The following is a 16,929-nucleotide window of genomic DNA, read 5'->3' on the forward strand; positions in this document are numbered from 1 at the left end:
AACTTCATGATCACCGCAGGCTGGCGGGTGGGGGCGGGGGGTTGGGTTCGGCTTGGCGGATGGCTTCGGCGTAGGCCAGGGTGGCACGGCGGAGGGCTGCCTCCGGGTCGATGCCCGCCTCGCGGGCCGCGGCGACCGTTGCCAGCAGGCTGGCGCCCAGCCGCGCTTCGGCGTCCACCTGGGTGTCCGCCAACGGGGGCGGAACCTCGATGCCCCTGCGGGCGGCGCGGCCGAGGATCTGCGCGGCCAGGGCCAGCGCAGGCTGGCTCAGGGCCACGCCGTCCAGCACCGAGTGCCGCGCCTTCTCCACGCGCTTGATCCGCTCCCAGTTCTCGGTGATCTCCTCCAGGGTGCCCGCCTCGGCACCGGCGAAGACGTGCGGATTGCGCCGGATCATCTTGTCGACCAGGCCACCGGCCACGTCGTCGATGGTCCACCGCTCGTCCTCGGGCAACTCCTCGGCAAGTCGCGCGTGCAGCACCACCTGCAACAACACGTCGCCCAACTCCTCGCGCAGCGCGTCGGTGTCGTCGGCGCTGATCGCGTCGTACGCCTCGTAGCTCTCCTCCAGCAGGTAACCGGCGAGGCTGCGGTGCGTCTGCGCCCGCTTCCACGGGTCGCCGCCCGGAGAGGCCAGTCGATCCAACACGGCCACCGCGTCGAGCAGCCGGGCACCCGGCGGGTCCCACGAGCCGTACATCAACTCCATCTCGGCCAACCCCGGCTGTCGGGCCAGCCGCAGACCCAACTCCCGGGCCAGCGCATCGTCACCCGCCGGGCCGGCCAGCCACACCACCGTGCCGTGCGTCGCCACCGCGTCCAGCAACGGCTGCGTCGCCGGGCCGTCGACCACAGTGACCTCGGCGCCCGCCTGGCGCACGGCCGTGACCAACTCGCTGTCCGCGCCGGTCAGCACCGGGTGCTGGCGTACGACGTCCCAGGCCGCGGAGGTCAACAGGCCGGCGGGCAACCGGGGTGAGGTGACCAGGAGGACGATCCGTGCGGTCATGCTCAGCTGGCCGTGCCCTCGGCCTCCGTCGTCGCGGTCGGCCCCTCCGGGGTGGAGATGTCGGTGACCGCGTCGGAGGCCGGCTCACCCAACGGCACGCTCACCGCGGGGGCGTCGTCGGCGAAGCTGAGCAGCGGGAACTCAAGCGGGCGGTACCGCGGGCTGACGGTGACGTCGTAACGACCGACCGCCTCGGCCAGGATCCGCTTGGTCGCCAGCGCGCCACGCAGCTGCTCGCCGTCGAGCTGCTGGGCGGCGGCCTCATCGGTCACCTCGGCCGGGATCTTGCCGGCCGCACGCCCGGCGGCGATCACGTCGGCGATCTCCTCCTTGGACGGCTCAACCGGCTCGGCCGGCAACCCGGACAGGCAGGTGAAGAGCTTCGCCACCTCCCGCACGTGCTCGGTCTCGGGGTCGAGGCCGAGCTGCTGGGCGGCCTGGTCGACCGCCACCTGGCCGCGCGACTGGTAGTTCTTCTCGGCGGAGAGCTTCTCGCACACCCTGGTCAGCACCATCGCCCGGACCACGTCCGCCACCTCGGGCAGGGTCGGTTGCGGCGCCGCGGGCTGCCCGCTGGCGGAGGTTTCCGGGGCCGGGTTCTTGGTCCGCAGATCCTTCATCGCGGCGCTGACCTGAAGGTCGGTGATGCGCTGGTCACCGATGTAAGCGGCGATACCAGGCTCAGCACGGCAACCGGAGAGGGCGACGAGGCCGAGCGCCACAGTGGCGACGGCGGCAAGACGGCGAGCACGCATAGCCGTCACTCTCTCACGCCGTCACCCGAGGTTGTGACGCCCCCCACCTTCGCCCCTCCCCCGACCAGGGACGGCGTAGACGCGCGACCGTCCCTGGTCGAGAGCAGACCGCCGGCTCAGGCGCTCGCGGCGACGGCGAGTGGGGCGGGGGCACCGAGCACATCGGAGAGCAGTTGCGCGCACCACTGGAGCAGTGCCTGGTCACGCAGCGGCTCGCCACCGATCCGACGGGTGGTCGGTCGGGGCACGCTGACCTGGTCGGTGGCCTGCTTGTAGACGGCATCCGGGTGGTAGCGCTTGAGCCGCATCTGCTTCGAGTCCGGTAGGGGCAGCGGACCGAACCGTACGTGCTTGCCCTGCATGGTCACGTCGGTGAGGCCGTAGCGGCGGGCCAGCAGGCGGAACCGGGCCACCTCCACCAGGTTCTGCACCGGGGCCGGCGGCTCGCCGTACCGGTCGGTCATCTCGGCGATCACCTCGCCCAACCGCTCCTCGTCACGCGCCTCGGCGAGCTTGCGGTACATCTCCAGGCGCAGCCGCTCCACGCTCACGTAGTCGTGTGGCAGGTGCGCGTCGACCGGCAGGTCGATCTTGACGTCGGTCTCCTCCTCCGGCCGCTCACCCTTGAACGCGGAGACCGCCTCGCCGACCATCCGCACGTACAGGTCGAAGCCGACGCCCTCGATGTGCCCGGACTGCTCGCCACCGAGCAGGTTGCCGGCGCCCCGGATCTCCAGGTCCTTCATCGCCACGTACATGCCGGCGCCCAACTCGGTGTGCTGGGCGATGGTCGCCAACCGCTCGTGGGCGTGCTCGGTGAGCGGCTTCTCCGGCGGGTAGAGGAAGTAGGCGTACGCCCGCTCCCGACCCCGGCCGACCCGGCCCCGGATCTGGTGCAGCTGGGCCAGGCCGAGCAGGTCGGCCCGCTCCACGATCAACGTGTTGGCATTCGGGATGTCGATGCCCGACTCGACGATCGTGGTGCAGACCAGGACGTCGAACTCCTTCTCCCAGAAGCCGACCATGACCTTCTCCAGGGCGTCCTCGCCCATCTGGCCGTGCGCCACCGCGACCCGCGCCTCGGGCACCAGCTCCCGCAGCCGGCGCGCTGCCCGGTCGATCGACTCCACCCGGTTGTGCAGGTAGAAGACCTGCCCGTCACGGAGCAGCTCACGGTGGATGGACGCGGCCACCTGCCGGTCGTCCTGCGCGCCGACGAAGGTGAGCACCGGGTGCCGCTCCTCCGGCGGGGTGGCGATGGTGGACATCTCCCGGATGCCGGTGATCGCCATCTCCAGGGTGCGCGGGATCGGGGTGGCCGACATGCTGAGCACGTCGACCGACGCGCGCAGCGTCTTCAGGTGTTCCTTGTGCTCGACACCGAAGCGCTGCTCCTCGTCGACGATCACCAGCCCCAGCTGCTTGAACCGGGTCGCCGTCTGCAACAGCCGGTGCGTACCGATGACGATGTCGACGGTGCCGTCGGCGACCATCTCCAGCGTCCGCTCGGTCTCCTTCGGCGTCTGGAACCGGGACAGCTGCCGGATCTGCACCGGGAACTGGCTCATCCGCTCCGCGAACGTGTTGTAGTGCTGCTGCACCAGCAGGGTCGTCGGCACCAGCACCGCCACCTGCTTACCGTCCTGCACGGCCTTGAACGCCGCCCGGACCGCGATCTCGGTCTTGCCGTAGCCGACGTCACCACAGATCAGCCGGTCCATTGGGACGGTCTGCTCCATGTCCCGCTTGACCTCGTCGATCGCGGCGAGCTGGTCCGGTGTCTCCTGCCAGGGGAAGGCGTCCTCCAGCTCGCGCTGCCACGGGGTGTCCGGGCCGAACGAGTGCCCCTTGGACGCCTTGCGGGCGGCGTAGAGCTGGATGAGCTGCGCGGCGATCTCCCGGACCGCCTTGCGGGCCCGGGCCTTGGACTTCTGCCAGTCCGAGCCGCCCATCTTGTGCAGGGTCGGCTGCTCGCCTCCCACGTAGCGGGAGAGCTGGTCGAGCTGGTCGGTCGGGACGAACAACCGGTCGCCGGGCTGGCCCCGCTTGCTGGCCGCGTACTCGATGACGAGGTATTCCCGGCTGGCGCCGTTGACGGTGCGCTGCACCAGCTCGACGTAGCGGCCGATGCCGTGCTGCTCGTGCACCACATGGTCGCCGGCCTTCAACTCCAGCGGGTCGATGGTGTTGCGCCGCCGGCTCGGCATCTTGCGCATGTCCCGTGTCGAGGTGCCCCGACCACCTGTCACGTCGTTGCCGGTGAGCAGCACGAAGCGGGACGCCTCGTCGACGAAGCCGCTGCTCAGCGCGCCACAGGTGACCAACAGCTCGCCGGGGACGGGCGCGGTCGGCACCTCCTCGGTCAACCGGGCCCCCAGGCCGGCGTCGCGCAGCACCTCCACCGCCCGCTGGGCGGGGCCGTGCCCCTCGAAGACCAGCGCGATCGACCAACCCTCGCCGGCCCAGCGCTTGAGGTCCTCGACGACCCGCGAGGTCTCGCCGTGATAGAGCGGCGCCGGCTGGGCGGACAGGGTCACCGCGATGGCGTCGTCCGGCGTGACGGCGGCCTGCTCGGGCGCGTCCTCCCAGGGCTGCCGCGTCTCGGCGGTCTCCCCCTCGACCAGACCGAACGGGGACAGCGTCCACCACGGCTGGCCGAGCTGGCCGGCGGTGGCGCGTACCTCGCCGAGGGTCCGGAAGGCGGCGGCGCCGACGTCCACCGGGGCCTGGCCGCCGACCGCGGCGGCGGCCCAGCTGGCCTGCAAGAACTCCTCCGAGGTACGCACCAGGTCGTGCGCCCGCGTGCGGATCCGTTCCGGGTCGCAGAGCAGCACGTGGGTGCCGGCCGGCATGGCGTCCAGCAGCAACTCCAGCGAGTCGGGGCCGACCAGCACCGGGGCCAGCGACTCCATCCCCTCCACCGGGATGCCCTCGGCCAGCTTGTCGAGGATCTCGGCCAGCTCGGGGTGCTGCTCGGCGAGCGCGGCGGCCCGGTCGCGGACCGCCGGGGTGAGCAGCAGCTCCCGACAGGGCGGTGCCCAGAGCAGCGGAACCTGCTCGATGGTCCGCTGGTCGGCGACGGCGAAGGTGCGGATCTCCTCCACCTCGTCGCCCCAGAACTCGACCCGGGACGGGTGCTCGTCGGTGGGCGGGAAGACGTCCAGGATGCCGCCGCGCACCGCGAACTCGCCGCGCTTGGTGACGAGGTCGACCCGGGCGTACGCCATGTCGATCAGCCGGCGGGCGACCTCCTCCAGGTCCGCCTCCTCGCCGGCGGCGAGCTGCACCGGCTCCAGATCACCGAGGCCCTTGAGCTGCGGCTGGAGCAGCGAACGGACCGGGGCCACGACCACTCGCAGTGGCCCGGTGCCGCCGTGCGCGTCGGTCGCCTCCGGGTGCGCCAGCCGGCGCAGCACGGCCAGCCGGCGGCCGACCGTGTCGGAGCGTGGGGACAGCCGCTCGTGCGGCAGCGTCTCCCACGAGGGGAAGACCACGACCTGCTCGGCCGGCAGCAACCCACTCAGCGCGGCGGCCAGGTCATCGGCCTCCCGGGTGGTGGCGGTCACCGCCAGCACGGGTCGCCCGGCCCCGTCGTTGTCCGCGGCGACCGCCGCGACGGCGAACGGGCGCAGCGCCGCTGGGGCGGTGATGTCAAGGCCGTCGACCTGGGCGGCACCGGAGCGCGCCAGGTCACGCGCCCGGGCCAGCCCGGGGTCGGCCAGTGCGGCGGTGAACAGACCGGTGAGCAAGGGAAACCTTTCGGGGAAGTCGACGCACACGACGGCGGCCCCTCGTCCAGTCGGACGGGGGGTGCACGACCACAAGCCTAGCCCCGTCGACCGACAGCCACCCCCTTCCGCCCAGGTCCGCGCCGCCCCGGCGCGTCACCCCGCGCCGCGCCGACGGGCACCCCACGGCAAGATCGCGCTCGATCCGGGATGTAGTGGTCTCATCGGCGCACCGATGCCGCTACTTCCTGGATGTTGCGCGATCTTGGGAGCGAACCCAGCCGGCCCCGCAGGGGATCTTGACCGCCGCCGGCGGACATGGTCGGGTTTTCGGTATGGGTGAGCAGTGGCGGGCACAGTTCGACGCGGAGGTGAGCTTCGCCAACGGCGGCGGGCTGCGTACCGAGGGTTTCCGGCTGGACATTCCGGGTCGGGAGATCACCGACGGCGACCTGGCGGCGTTGTTCGTCCGCCACCTCGGGCTGCTGATGGTCGCCGACGTGCAAATCAGCGCCAAGACGATCATCCAGGAGCCGCACAAGGGTGGCCGGGGTGTCGCGGTCGACGGCTCCGGCGCCGATCGTCGGCTGGTCGAGCTGAGCCACGTGATCAGCGACGGGATGACCACCCTGCCGGGTTGGCCGGGGCCCCGGATCACCGACTGGCTGACCTTCGCGGCGTCCCGCGAGCGGTACGCCCCGGGCACCGAGTTCCACGTGGCCCGAATCGACCTGATCGCCAACACCGGTACGTACCTGGACACGCCCGCCCACCGCTGGGCCGGCCGGGACGACCTGACCGGGGTGTCGCTGGACCGTCTCGCCGACCTACCGGGGGTGGTGGTCCGGGTGCCGGCCGGCACCCGCGCGGTGGACCGGCTGATGCTGGCCGCGTACGAGGTCGCCGGCCGAGCGGTGTTGCTGCACACCGGGTGGGACGCGCACTTCGGCACCGAGCGGTACGGCGCGCCGGAGGCGCCCTACCTGACCGGGGACGCCGCCCAGGCGCTTGCCGACGCGGGGGCGGCCCTGGTCGGCATCGACTCGATCAACATCGACGACATGAGCCCGGCGGCCGCCGGCGTACGCCCCGCGCACAGCACGTTGCTCGCCGCCGGGATCCCGATCGTGGAGCACCTGACCGGTCTGGACGCGTTGCCGCCGACCGGGTTCCGGTTCACCGCGGCCCCGCCGATGGTCGCCGGCATGGGCACCTTCCCGGTTCGCGCCTTCGCAGTCGTCAACCCCTGACGCCACCCGCGACTGCTGCGACACGCGTCGGCCGCCCGGCCACCTCGTTCCGCCCTTCGGTCCACAAAGCGGACCATAGGCTACGAACGTGGACGAAGAATCGCACGGCAGAGCCCGCGACTGGGCGCCGCGCAGCATCGGACTGCTTCTCGGCACCTTCGTGCTGGCCACGGCGTTCATCGCGGCCTACGTCGGCGCGTTGCACCAGCCCACACCCCGCGACCTGCCGATCGGCGTCGTCTCGGGCGACCAACGCGCCCGGGCGACGCTCGACGCCGTGCGCGCCCAGACCACCATCCTCAAAACCATCCGGTACGACGACCCGGGCGCCGCCGAGCACGGACTGCTCAGCCGCGCGGTGTACGCCGTGCTCAGCACCGGACCGGACAACGGCCTGCTCCTCACCGTGGCGAGCGCTTCCGGCCCCTCCGCCACCAGCGCGATCAAGGAGGTCCTCGGCACCGCCACCGGCCGCACCGGCACCCCGCTGCGGATCGTCGACAGGGTGCCGGTCACCTCGGCCGACCCGCGCGGGGTGGTGCCCTTCTACCTGAACGTCGGGTACGTGCTCGGCGGCTACCTCGCCTCGACCGTGCTCGGGATATCGGCCGGCACCACCCCCCGTACGGCGCGCCGGGCCGGACTGCGCATCGCCGCCCTGGCGGTCTACAGCGTGCTGCTCGGCATCGCCGGCGCGGTGGTGGTCGGACCGGTCCTGGACATCTGGCACCACGACGTACCGAGGATCGCCGCCATCGGCGCGCTTGCCGTCTTCGCCGCCGCGATGTTCGCCAGCGCCATCCAGGGCTGGCTCGGCGTCGCGGGCACCGCGCTGGTCATCCTGCTGCTGGTGGTGCTCGGCAACCCGGGTTCCGGCGGCATCTACGCGCCCGAGTTCCTGCCCGGGGTGCTGCGCGGCATGCACCGCTGGAACATTCCCGGGCTCGCCAACGACCTGACCAAGGCGGCCGTGTACTTCGACTGGCGATCGGCCGGCTGGCCCGCTGCCGCCCTCGGGATCTGGGCGGGGCTCGGAGGGCTCGGGTTGGTCAGCGCGAGCCTGGTCCGCGGTCGCCGGGCCGCCACCTCCGGCCCCGGGACGACCCGCTCCGACCCCGCGCCGGACCGCGACGGTGGTTGAGATCACCCCGGAAAACACCCTCCCGGAGGCAGTGGATCACCAGGGGGCCCTCCAGACATCCCCGGCGCGCGGATACCATCCAGTAAGTCGGACAGCGCTGTCCTTCGTACCCACGTAAGGGAGCGCATCGTGACCGACCAGCACGACCACGACGGCCCGGACGCCGCACTGCGCGCCGACATTCGCCGACTCGGCACCCTGCTCGGCCAGACCCTGGCCCGCCAGGAGGGCCGCCCGCTGCTCGACCTCGTCGAGGAGATCCGCGCCCAGGTCCGCTCCGACGCCCCGGCGGCCGCCCAGCGGCTCGGCGGGCTCGACGTGACCACCGGCACCAAGCTGGCCCGCGCCTTCTCCACCTACTTCCACCTGGCCAACATCACCGAGCAGGTGCACCGGGCGCGGGATCTGCGTCGCCGCCGCGCGGTGCAGGGCGGCTGGCTGGACCAGGCCGCCAAGATGATCGCCGAACGCGGGGTCCCGGCCGAGGAGATCGCCAACGCGGCTCGCCGGCTGGCGGTACGACCGGTCTTCACCGCGCACCCGACCGAGGCGGCCCGTCGCTCGATCCTGTCCAAGCTGCGGGCGATCGCCGACGAGTTGGACACCGAGACCGCCAACGCGATCCTCTACGGCGCGAGCGACGAGGGCCCGGCCAACCGCCGGCTGGCCGAGTTGCTGGACCTGATGTGGCAGACCGACGAGCTGCGGCTGGACCGGCCGGACCCGACCGACGAGGCCCGCAACGCGATCTACTACCTGCGCGACCTGTACGCCGAGGCCGCCCCGCAGGTGCTCGACGACCTGGCCGACACGTTGCGCACGCTCGGCGTGGAGACCTCACCGACGGCCCGGCCGTTGAGCTTCGGCACCTGGATCGGCGGCGACCGCGACGGCAACCCGTTCGTCACCCCGGCGGTCACCCGCGAGGTGCTGACCATCCAGCACGAGCACGGCATCGCGGCCACCGAGAAGGCGATGGACCACCTGATCAACGAGGTGTCGGTGTCCCGCCGACTGCGCGGGGTGTCCCTGGACCTCTCCGCCAGCCTCGCCGCCGACCTGGACGCGCTGCCCGAGGTGGCGCAGCGCTTCCGCCGGGTCAACGCGGAGGAGCCGTACCGGCTCAAGGCGCGCTGCGTGAAGGCGAAGCTCGCCAACACCCGGCTGAGGTTGCGCCAGGGCACCGCGCACGTGCCCGGCCGGGACTACCGGGGCTCCGCCGAGCTGATCGCCGACCTGGACCTGCTGCGCGCCTCGCTGGCCCGCAACTCCGGGCAGCTCACCGCGGTCGGCCGGTTGGCCTCCACCATCCGTACGGTCTCCGCGTTCGGCCTGCACCTGGCCACCATGGACGTCCGGGAGCACGCCGAGGCGCACCACGCGGTGCTCGCGCAGCTCTACGAGGCGGTCGGCGAGGTCTCCGACTACCCGGCGTTGACCCGGCTGGAACGCACCAAGCTGCTCGCCGACGAGCTGACCGGCCGACGCCCCCTGTCGACCCTGGACACGTCGCTCTCCGAGCCGGCCCGCAAGACGTTCGACGTGTTCAGCACCATCCGGGAGGCACAGGACCGGTTCGGCGCCGAGGTGATCGAGTCCTACATCATCTCGATGACCCTGGGTGTCGACGACGTGCTGGCCGCCGTGGTGCTGGCCCGCGAGGCCGGCCTGGTGGACGTGCACAGCGGGCGGGCCCGGGTCGGGTTCGTGCCGCTGCTGGAGACCCCGGCCGAGCTGAACGCCGGCGGCGAACTCCTCGACGAGCTGCTGTCGCTGCCCGCGTACCGGGCGCTGGTGACGGCCCGGGGCGACGTGCAGGAGGTCATGCTCGGCTACTCCGACTCGAACAAGGAGGCCGGGATCACCACCAGCCAGTGGTCGATCCACCGGGCGCAACGCGCGCTGCGGGACGTGGCCGCCCGGCACGGCGTACACCTGCGGTTGTTCCACGGCCGGGGCGGCACTGTCGGGCGCGGCGGCGGGCCGACGCACGAGGCGATCCTGGCCCAGCCGTACGGCACGATGGACGGCGCGATCAAGGTGACCGAGCAGGGTGAGGTGATCTCCGACAAGTACACCCTGCCGTCGCTGGCCCGGGAGAACCTCGAGCTCACCCTCGCCGCGGTGCTCCAGGCGACCCTGCTGCACACCGCACCCCGGCAGCCGGCCGAGATGTTGGAGCGCTGGGACGCGACGATGGACGTGGTCTCCGAGTCGGCGTTCCGGTCCTACCGGTCCCTCGTCGAGGACCCGGACCTGCCGGCGTACTTCTGGGCGTCCACCCCCACCGAGCTGCTCGGCGCGCTGAACATCGGCTCCCGGCCGGCGAAGCGCCCGAACACCGGCGCCGGGTTGTCCGGGCTGCGGGCCATTCCGTGGGTGTTCGGCTGGACGCAGACCCGGCAGATCGTGCCGGGTTGGTTCGGCGTCGGCTCCGGGTTGGCCGCCGCCCGCGAGGCCGGGCTGGCGGACGTGCTGGCCGAGATGCACCGCAACTGGCACTTCTTCCGCACGTTCCTGTCCAACGTCGAGATGATGCTGACCAAGACCGACCTGAGCATCGCCCGCCGGTACGTCGAGACGCTGGTGCCGAAGAAGCTGCACCCGATCTTCGAGCAGATCGAGCAGGAGTACGAGCTGACCAAGCGGGAGGTGTTGGCGGTCACCGCCTCACCGGCGCTGCTGGAGAACTCGCCGGTGCTCCAGCGCACCCTGGCCGTCCGCGACACCTACCTGGAGCCGCTGCACCACCTCCAGGTGGCGCTGCTGCGGCAGTACCGGGAGTCGGGCGCCGCCGGGCGGGCGATCGCCACCGCCCCGGGCGGCCGACGCGCACCGAGCGACGGCACCGCCCTGGAACGCGCGCTGCTCACCACGGTGAACGGCATCGCCGCCGGGATGCGCAACACCGGCTGACCAACAGGTACGACAACGGGCCCCGGTCACTGCGACCGGGGCCCGTTGTCGTAGGTCTGCGAACGACGGTCAGAAGTCGCCGCCGCCGAAATCCCCGCCCCCGAAGTCACCACCGCCGAAGCCGCCACCCCCGAAGTCGCCGCCGCCGAAGTCCCCACCGGCGTAGTCGCCGCCGCCGAAGTCCCCACCCTGGTCGCCGCCGCCGAAGTCGCCACCGTCGCCGCCTTGGTCGCCTTGGTCGCCTTGGTCGCCACCGTCGCCGCCCTGGTCGACACCGTCACCGAAGCCCTCCTGGTAGCCGGCGTCGTAGCCGTACCCAGGGTCGGCGAAGGCGGGCGAGAAGAGCGCGTCGGCGATCAGGATGCCGCCGAGCACACCGGCCCCGGCACCCAGCGCCGTCTTCCACCACGGCGTCGAATACCAGCCGGCGGGCACCGGTCGACCCTGATACCGCCCACCGGGGTAGTAGTAGGGCGTTTCCCGGCCGGGTTGCGGCCCGGCCCGGAAGGTCTGCCCCTGCACATCGACCTCGCGCTCCTTGGTGAGCTGTCCCACGCCGCGGGCGGCGGCCAGGGTCGGCACCTCGGGGCCCGGATCGATGCCCAGCGCCGTGCGCGCCGCCCGGATGTACGCCAACCCCTCCAGCGCGGTCTCCCGGGCGAGCCCGAACTGGTGCGGCGTGGACGCCTGCTCCAGCTGGGAGCCCGCCGCGTTGTACCGCTCACCGGCGTCGGCCAGCGCCTGGCGTACCGCTGGTTCGTCACCGTGCAGGTTCATCAACTGGCCGCCGAGACGCTCGTACCACCGCTGCGCCTCCGCGCGGGCGTCGCCGAGCTCGGTGCGCCGACGGGCACCGGCCTGAGCGCGGATGAGCGCCGCGGCGCCCAGCGCGCCGACCAGCACAACGGCGAGGCAGAGCACAAGTTCCATGTCATCGAACGTACCCCCGGGTCGCACGTCGTATCCGTCTGGCAAGCTCCGGTGATGGACGTCTCGACGCTGCTCCTGGTGATCGTGTGCCTCGGTGCCGGCGGGGCGGTGGGCTGGCTCGCGGCCCGGTCCCGGTCGGCGGCCGACATCGCCCGCCTGGATGCCACCCTGGCCGCCACCCGGGAGGGCGAGGGCCGGCTGGAGCAGTCCATGCGGGCTCTGAGCTACGAGGCCACCGCGCAGTCCCAGGAGGCGGTGGCCCGGGCGGTCGCGCCGCTGCACGACACCCTGCGCCGCTACGAGCAGCGGGTGGCCGAGCTGGAGCACGACCGCGTCGACGCGTACGCCGAGCTGCGTGAGCAGGTCCGCTCGATGAACGCGGTCTCCGGTGAGCTGCGCACCGAGACCAAGCAGTTGGTGGCGGCGCTGCGCGCACCGCAGGTGCGGGGCCGCTGGGGCGAGCACCAGTTGCGCCGGATCGTCGAGGCCGCCGGCATGCTGGAGCACTGCGACTTCTCCGAGCAGGTCACCGCCGCCACCGACCAGCAGGTCGTCCGGCCGGATCTGGTGGTCCGACTGCACGGCGGTCGCTCGGTGGTGGTCGACGCCAAGGCCCCGTTCGACGCGTACCTGACCGCCATGGAGGCCCGCGACGAGCGCGGGCGGGACACCCACCTCGACGCGCACGCGCGGCACCTACGGGGGCACGTCGACGCCCTGGCCGCCAAGTCGTACTGGTCGGCGTTCGACAACTCACCCGAGTTCGTGGTGCTGTTCGTTCCCGCCGACCCGTTCCTCGACGTCGCCCTCCAGCGAGACCCGACGCTGCTGGAGCACGCCTTCACCCGCAACGTGGTGCTCGCCACGCCGGCCACGCTTGTCGCCCTGCTCCGCACGGTCGCCTACTCCTGGCGGCAGGAGGCCCTGGCCCGCAATGCGCTCGCGGTGCACACCCTCGCCCGGGAGCTGTACGGCCGGCTGTCCACCCTGGGCGACCACGTCGGCAAGCTCGGGTCCTCGTTGGCCGGTGCGGTGACCGCCTACAACCGGGCGGTCGGCTCGCTGGAGGCCCGGGTGCTGGTCAGCGCCCGCAAGCTCGCCGAGTTGGGCGTCTCGGACGACGAGTTGGCCACGCCGGCCCAGGTCGAGTTGACGCCCCGGCAGCCGCAGGCACCCGAGCTGGCCGATCCGGCCGACGACGAGGTCCCGACCCGCTCGCCAATCATGTGACAGTGCGTATACCCGCATGTCACGAAGTGGTCACAAGGGACTGATCGGTAGTGACAGTGCTCGTCGATACCACGAAAGATTCTGCTCACCCGAGTGCCCTTCTCTGAGGGCCCCTGTTCTCTGGAGGAAAAGAGAACGTGAGCAGACTCCAAAACCTGAGCCGGCGCACCTCAGCCGCGCTCTTCGCGTCGGTCCTGGCGGCGAGCGCCATGACGACAATGGGTGGTGCCGCCACCGCGGCCGCCGCTCCCGCCACCACACCGGACGCTTCCCCGGCCACCGCCGCCGAGACGCTGGGCGCCCACGACGCCAAACTGCTCAGCGAAGCCCGCGCCAAGAAGGCCCCGACCGTCACCCTGATCGTCGCCACCGAGAAGGGTGAGGCGGGGGACGTCGCCGACAGCCTCACCAAGCTCGGCGGCACGGTCAGCCAGCGGCAGGACCGGGTCGGCTTCGTGCTGGCCAAGGTCCCGACCGACCGGGTGCTCAAGGCGGCGCGGCTGCCCGGCGTCTCGGCCGTCGACCTGGACGAGGTCATCCAACTGCCGGACCCGGCCCCGGAACGCACTCCCACCGGCACCGCTGGCGCGCGACAGGCCACCGTCGCGGCGCCGGGAGAGACCACCCCGGCCGACAACCCCTACATGCCGACGAACGAGACCGGCGCGGTGGCGTTCACCGCCGCCCACCCCGAGTGGGACGGCCGGGGCGTCACGATCGGCATCATGGACTCCGGTGTGGACCTGGCCCACCCGGCGTTGCAGCAGACCACCACCGGCGAGCGCAAGATCGTCGACTGGGTCACCGCGACCGACCCGCTGGAGGACGGCACGTGGCGGCGGATGCAGGCCGAGGTCGCCGGCCCGTCGTTCACCATCGCGGGCGGCACCTGGACGGCGCCGGCCGGCACGTACCGGTTCAACCTGTTCAACGAGTCGGTCACCGCCGCGAGCGACGCCCGTGGTGACGTCAACCGCGACGGCGACACGACCGACGCCTGGGGGGTGCTCTACGACCCGGCCACCAACAACATCCGGGTGGACGCCAACCAGAACCTCAACTTCACCGACGACCCGATCATGCGGCCGTACAAGGAGAAGTACGACATCGGTTACTTCGGCACCGACAACCCGGCGACGCCGGTGGCCGAGCGGCAGCCGTTCGTCGTCGAGTTCCGCAAGAACGTGGACACCACGCCGATCGGGCTGCCGGGCAGCTACGACTACGTCAACATCGGCATCGTCGAGAGCACCCACGGCACCCACGTGGCCGGCATCACCGCCGCCAACGACATGCTCGGCAACGGCGCCTTCGACGGTGCCGCGCCCGGTGCCAAGTTGGTCTCCGCCCGCGCCTGCTCCTGGGGTGGTGGCTGCACCGCGGCGGCCCTCACCACCGGCATGATCGACCTGGTGGCCAACCGTGGCGTCGACATCGTCAACATGTCGATCGGTGGCCTTCCGGGCCTGAACGACGGCAACAACGCGCGGACGAACCTCTACAACGAACTGATCGAGACGTACGGCGTGCAGTTGGTCATCTCGGCCGGCAACTCCGGCCCGGGTCTCAACACCGTCGGCGACCCGTCCGTGGCCAGCAACGTGATCAGCGTTGCCGCCAACATCAGCAAGGACACCTGGCTGTCCAACTACGGCTCGGTCGTCAAGAAGAAGAACGCCCTGTTCAACTTCTCCTCCCGTGGCCCGCGTGAGGACGGCGGCTTCAAGCCCAACATCGCCGCCCCCGGCTCGGCCATCTCCACCGCACCGACCTGGCAGCTCGGCGCCCCGGTCCCCGAGGCCGGATACGCGCTGCCCCCGGGCTACGCGATGCTGAACGGCACCTCGATGGCATCTCCGCAGACCGCCGGTGCCGGCGCGTTGCTGCTGTCGGCCGCCAAGGCCACCGACCGGGGCGTCAGCCCCGCGGCACTGCGGCGGGCGCTGTTCAGCTCGGCCAAGCCGATCGCGGACGTGCCGACGTACGCGCAGGGCTACGGCATGGTCAACGTTCCGGGCGCCTGGCAGCTGCTGCGCCAGGGCGTGGAAACCCGGTCGTACGTCTCCGACGCGCCGGTCTGCAGCCCCCTGGCGGACCAGCTGACCATCTGGAACGGCGTGAAGTTCGTGCCGAACCCGGGTCGGGGCACCGGCGTCTACAACCGCTGCACCTCGTCCGAGGGCGGCCACAAGGTCGGCCAGAGCAAGACCTACCCGGTCAAGCTGACCCGCACCAGCGGGCCGGCCGGCACCGTCAAGCACGACGTCACGCTCCAGGGCAACGACGGCACCTTCAAGGCACCGAAGACCGTCGCGTTGCCGCTCAACAAGACCGTCACCATCAGCGTCACCGCCAAGCCGGCCACCGAGGGCGCACACGGCGCGATCGTGCGGATCGATGATCCGGCGACCAACGTGGTCGACTTCGAGGTGTCCACGGTGGTGGTGGCCTCGAACGACGTGAACAAGCCCACCTTCTCGTACGCCAACGAGGGCTCGGTCGACCGGAACGGCTTCACGTCGTACTTCGTGACGGTGCCGGAGGGCGCCAAGGCGCTCCAGGTCAACCTCTCCGGGATCGCCACCGGCTCGCAGACCCGCTTCATCGCGATCAACCCGCTGGGTGTGCCGGTGGAGGCCACCACGAGCACCGTCTGCTACACCAACTTCTCCGACGTCAACGTCTGCAAGCCGCAGGAGCGTGACTACCAGAACCCGCTTCCCGGGGTCTGGGAGATCGAGGTGGAGTCGCGGCGGACGTCGCCGGCGCTGAACAACCCGTTCAAGCTCCAGGCACGGGTGCAGGGCCTGACGGTCGAGCCGGCGCTGGTCGAGCTGCCCAGTGTCAAGGCCGGCGAGCCGACCCCGGTGAGCTGGGACGTCACCAACACCTTCGGCCCGGTCTCGGTCAGCGGTCGCAGTGGCGCACTGACCGGTGTGCGGACCGAGCGTCCGACCATCACCGAGGGCGGCCCCAACCAGGAGTGGACCGTCGAGATCCCGGCGGGCACGTCGACGTTCACCGCCCGGATCGGCAACCCCGCCAACGCGGGCGCCGACCTGGACCTGTTCGTCTACCGGGGTACCACCGAGGTCGGCCGGGCCGCCGACGGCGACTCGGAGGAGGCGGTCACGCTGACCAACCCGCCCGCCGGCACCTACCGCGTCGTGGTGGAGCCGTACGGGGTCGACGGGCCGGGGACCAGCACCGCCTACGACTACTACGACGCCTTCGCGTCTGCGTCGCTGGGCACGATCACCGCTCCGGCCGTCGCGGTGCCGCTGATGCACGGCGAGTCGGCCACCATCACCGGCACGGTGACCGCGGTGGCCGTTCCGGCCGACGGGCGTCAGCTCTCCGGTGAGCTGGCGATCGTCACCACCGAGGGTGCGATCGTGGGTCGCGGCAACGTGTCCATCGGGGCTGTGAACTGATCCGCTCGTAACACCGGCGGGAGCCCGTCCCCACGTTCGGGGGCGGGCTCCCGCGTGTCAGGAGCGAGCGGTCAGGACCGGTGGGCGGCCGTCACGACGAACGGGGTGCCCTGCTGGCAGGTGGTCATCATGCCGGGCTCCACCCGACCGGTGACCTCGACCCGCGCGCCCGGCGTCAGCACGTCACGCGGGCCGCCGAGCAGCAGGTAACCGTCGAGCAGTACGCAGCCGGGCTCCACCCCACCCTGCACGGTGCCGCTGAGGGTGGTGGCCCCGACTCCCGGCGGCGTGCTCGGGCCACCCGGTTTCGGAGTCTTCACCCCGGGCGGCACGGTGGGGGTGGCGGTCCCTGGCGAAGGGGTCGGGTCGGGCGTGGGCTGGCTGGTCACCGGCTGCGCTCCCGTGGGTGTCGGGGTGGGTGTGCCGCCCCCGCCACCCTGACCGCCGCAGGCGCTCAGCGCCACGCAGACGGCCAGCGCGGGGACGGCGAGCCGAAGAGTCCTCATGCCGGATCTGACGTACGCCGACCCGAGTTC

10 protein-coding genes are annotated in these 16,929 nt (G+C 71.9%); 5 read left to right on the forward strand and 5 right to left on the reverse strand.

What is annotated here, in order from left to right; genetic code table 11:
* Positions 1-10 precede the first annotated feature (10 nt).
* From ACIBD9_RS09625 to mfd, 3 genes are all read right to left on the reverse strand, one after another.
* A complete protein-coding gene (locus ACIBD9_RS09625; protein ID WP_396716102.1) occupies positions 11-1,009 on the reverse strand; it encodes a nucleoside triphosphate pyrophosphohydrolase in 999 nt (332 codons plus the stop codon).
* Positions 1,010-1,011: 2 nt separating this feature from the next.
* Entirely contained in the window at positions 1,012-1,764 is a 753-nt protein-coding gene (locus ACIBD9_RS09630) for a hypothetical protein (protein WP_396716104.1), read from the reverse strand.
* A 116-nt stretch (positions 1,765-1,880) separates the two neighbouring features.
* On the reverse strand, positions 1,881-5,513 hold the full coding sequence (gene mfd / locus ACIBD9_RS09635) for a transcription-repair coupling factor (RefSeq protein ID WP_396716106.1): 3,633 nt from the start codon (positions 5,511-5,513) through the stop codon (positions 1,881-1,883).
* A 314-nt stretch (positions 5,514-5,827) separates the two neighbouring features.
* Between mfd and ACIBD9_RS09640 the strand changes: the two genes are divergently transcribed.
* The 3 genes from ACIBD9_RS09640 to ppc all read left to right on the forward strand — a co-directional run bounded on the left by ACIBD9_RS09640 (position 5,828) and on the right by ppc (position 10,799).
* Positions 5,828-6,742 (forward strand): cyclase family protein, encoded by a 915-nt coding sequence (locus ACIBD9_RS09640; RefSeq protein ID WP_396716108.1) that lies wholly within the window; start codon positions 5,828-5,830, stop codon positions 6,740-6,742.
* Between the two features lie 88 nt (positions 6,743-6,830).
* On the forward strand, positions 6,831-7,883 hold the full coding sequence (locus tag ACIBD9_RS09645) for a hypothetical protein (RefSeq protein ID WP_396716110.1): 1,053 nt from the start codon (positions 6,831-6,833) through the stop codon (positions 7,881-7,883).
* Between the two features lie 129 nt (positions 7,884-8,012).
* Complete coding sequence (gene ppc / locus ACIBD9_RS09650; protein ID WP_396716112.1) at positions 8,013-10,799, forward strand: phosphoenolpyruvate carboxylase; 2,787 nt, start codon at positions 8,013-8,015, stop codon at positions 10,797-10,799.
* A 69-nt stretch (positions 10,800-10,868) separates the two neighbouring features.
* Here the strand turns inward: ppc and ACIBD9_RS09655 are convergent, their stop codons facing one another.
* A complete protein-coding gene (locus ACIBD9_RS09655) occupies positions 10,869-11,729 on the reverse strand; it encodes a hypothetical protein (RefSeq protein WP_396716114.1) in 861 nt (286 codons plus the stop codon).
* Positions 11,730-11,783: 54 nt separating this feature from the next.
* On the opposite strand from ACIBD9_RS09655, the gene ACIBD9_RS09660 reads away from it, so the two are divergent.
* Both ACIBD9_RS09660 and ACIBD9_RS09665 read left to right on the forward strand, forming a co-directional pair.
* Positions 11,784-12,959, forward strand: a complete 1,176-nt coding sequence (locus tag ACIBD9_RS09660; protein ID WP_396716116.1) for a DNA recombination protein RmuC — start codon at positions 11,784-11,786, stop codon at positions 12,957-12,959.
* A 137-nt stretch (positions 12,960-13,096) separates the two neighbouring features.
* Positions 13,097-16,393 (forward strand): S8 family serine peptidase, encoded by a 3,297-nt coding sequence (locus ACIBD9_RS09665; RefSeq protein ID WP_396716118.1) that lies wholly within the window; start codon positions 13,097-13,099, stop codon positions 16,391-16,393.
* Between the two features lie 71 nt (positions 16,394-16,464).
* Here the strand turns inward: ACIBD9_RS09665 and ACIBD9_RS09670 are convergent, their stop codons facing one another.
* Positions 16,465-16,899 (reverse strand): hypothetical protein, encoded by a 435-nt coding sequence (locus ACIBD9_RS09670; RefSeq protein ID WP_396716120.1) that lies wholly within the window; start codon positions 16,897-16,899, stop codon positions 16,465-16,467.
* Between the last annotated feature and the right edge of the window lie 30 nt (positions 16,900-16,929).

The organism is Micromonospora sp. NPDC050784 (assembly GCF_044456765.1).
GTDB classification, from domain to species: domain Bacteria; phylum Actinomycetota; class Actinomycetes; order Mycobacteriales; family Micromonosporaceae; genus Micromonospora; species Micromonospora foliorum.

What these genes read in the sequence shown, in the direction of transcription:
- ACIBD9_RS09625 (WP_396716102.1), bottom strand. Translation starts at nt 1,009, where the DNA reads ATGACCGCACGGATCGTCCTCCTGGTCACCTCACCCCGGTTGCCCGCC.
- ACIBD9_RS09630 (WP_396716104.1), bottom strand. Translation starts at nt 1,764, where the DNA reads ATGCGTGCTCGCCGTCTTGCCGCCGTCGCCACTGTGGCGCTCGGCCTC.
- ACIBD9_RS09640 (WP_396716108.1), top strand. Translation starts at nt 5,828, where the DNA reads ATGGGTGAGCAGTGGCGGGCACAGTTCGACGCGGAGGTGAGCTTCGCC.
- ACIBD9_RS09655 (WP_396716114.1), bottom strand. Translation starts at nt 11,729, where the DNA reads ATGGAACTTGTGCTCTGCCTCGCCGTTGTGCTGGTCGGCGCGCTGGGC.
- ACIBD9_RS09660 (WP_396716116.1), top strand. Translation starts at nt 11,784, where the DNA reads ATGGACGTCTCGACGCTGCTCCTGGTGATCGTGTGCCTCGGTGCCGGC.
- ACIBD9_RS09670 (WP_396716120.1), bottom strand. Translation starts at nt 16,899, where the DNA reads ATGAGGACTCTTCGGCTCGCCGTCCCCGCGCTGGCCGTCTGCGTGGCG.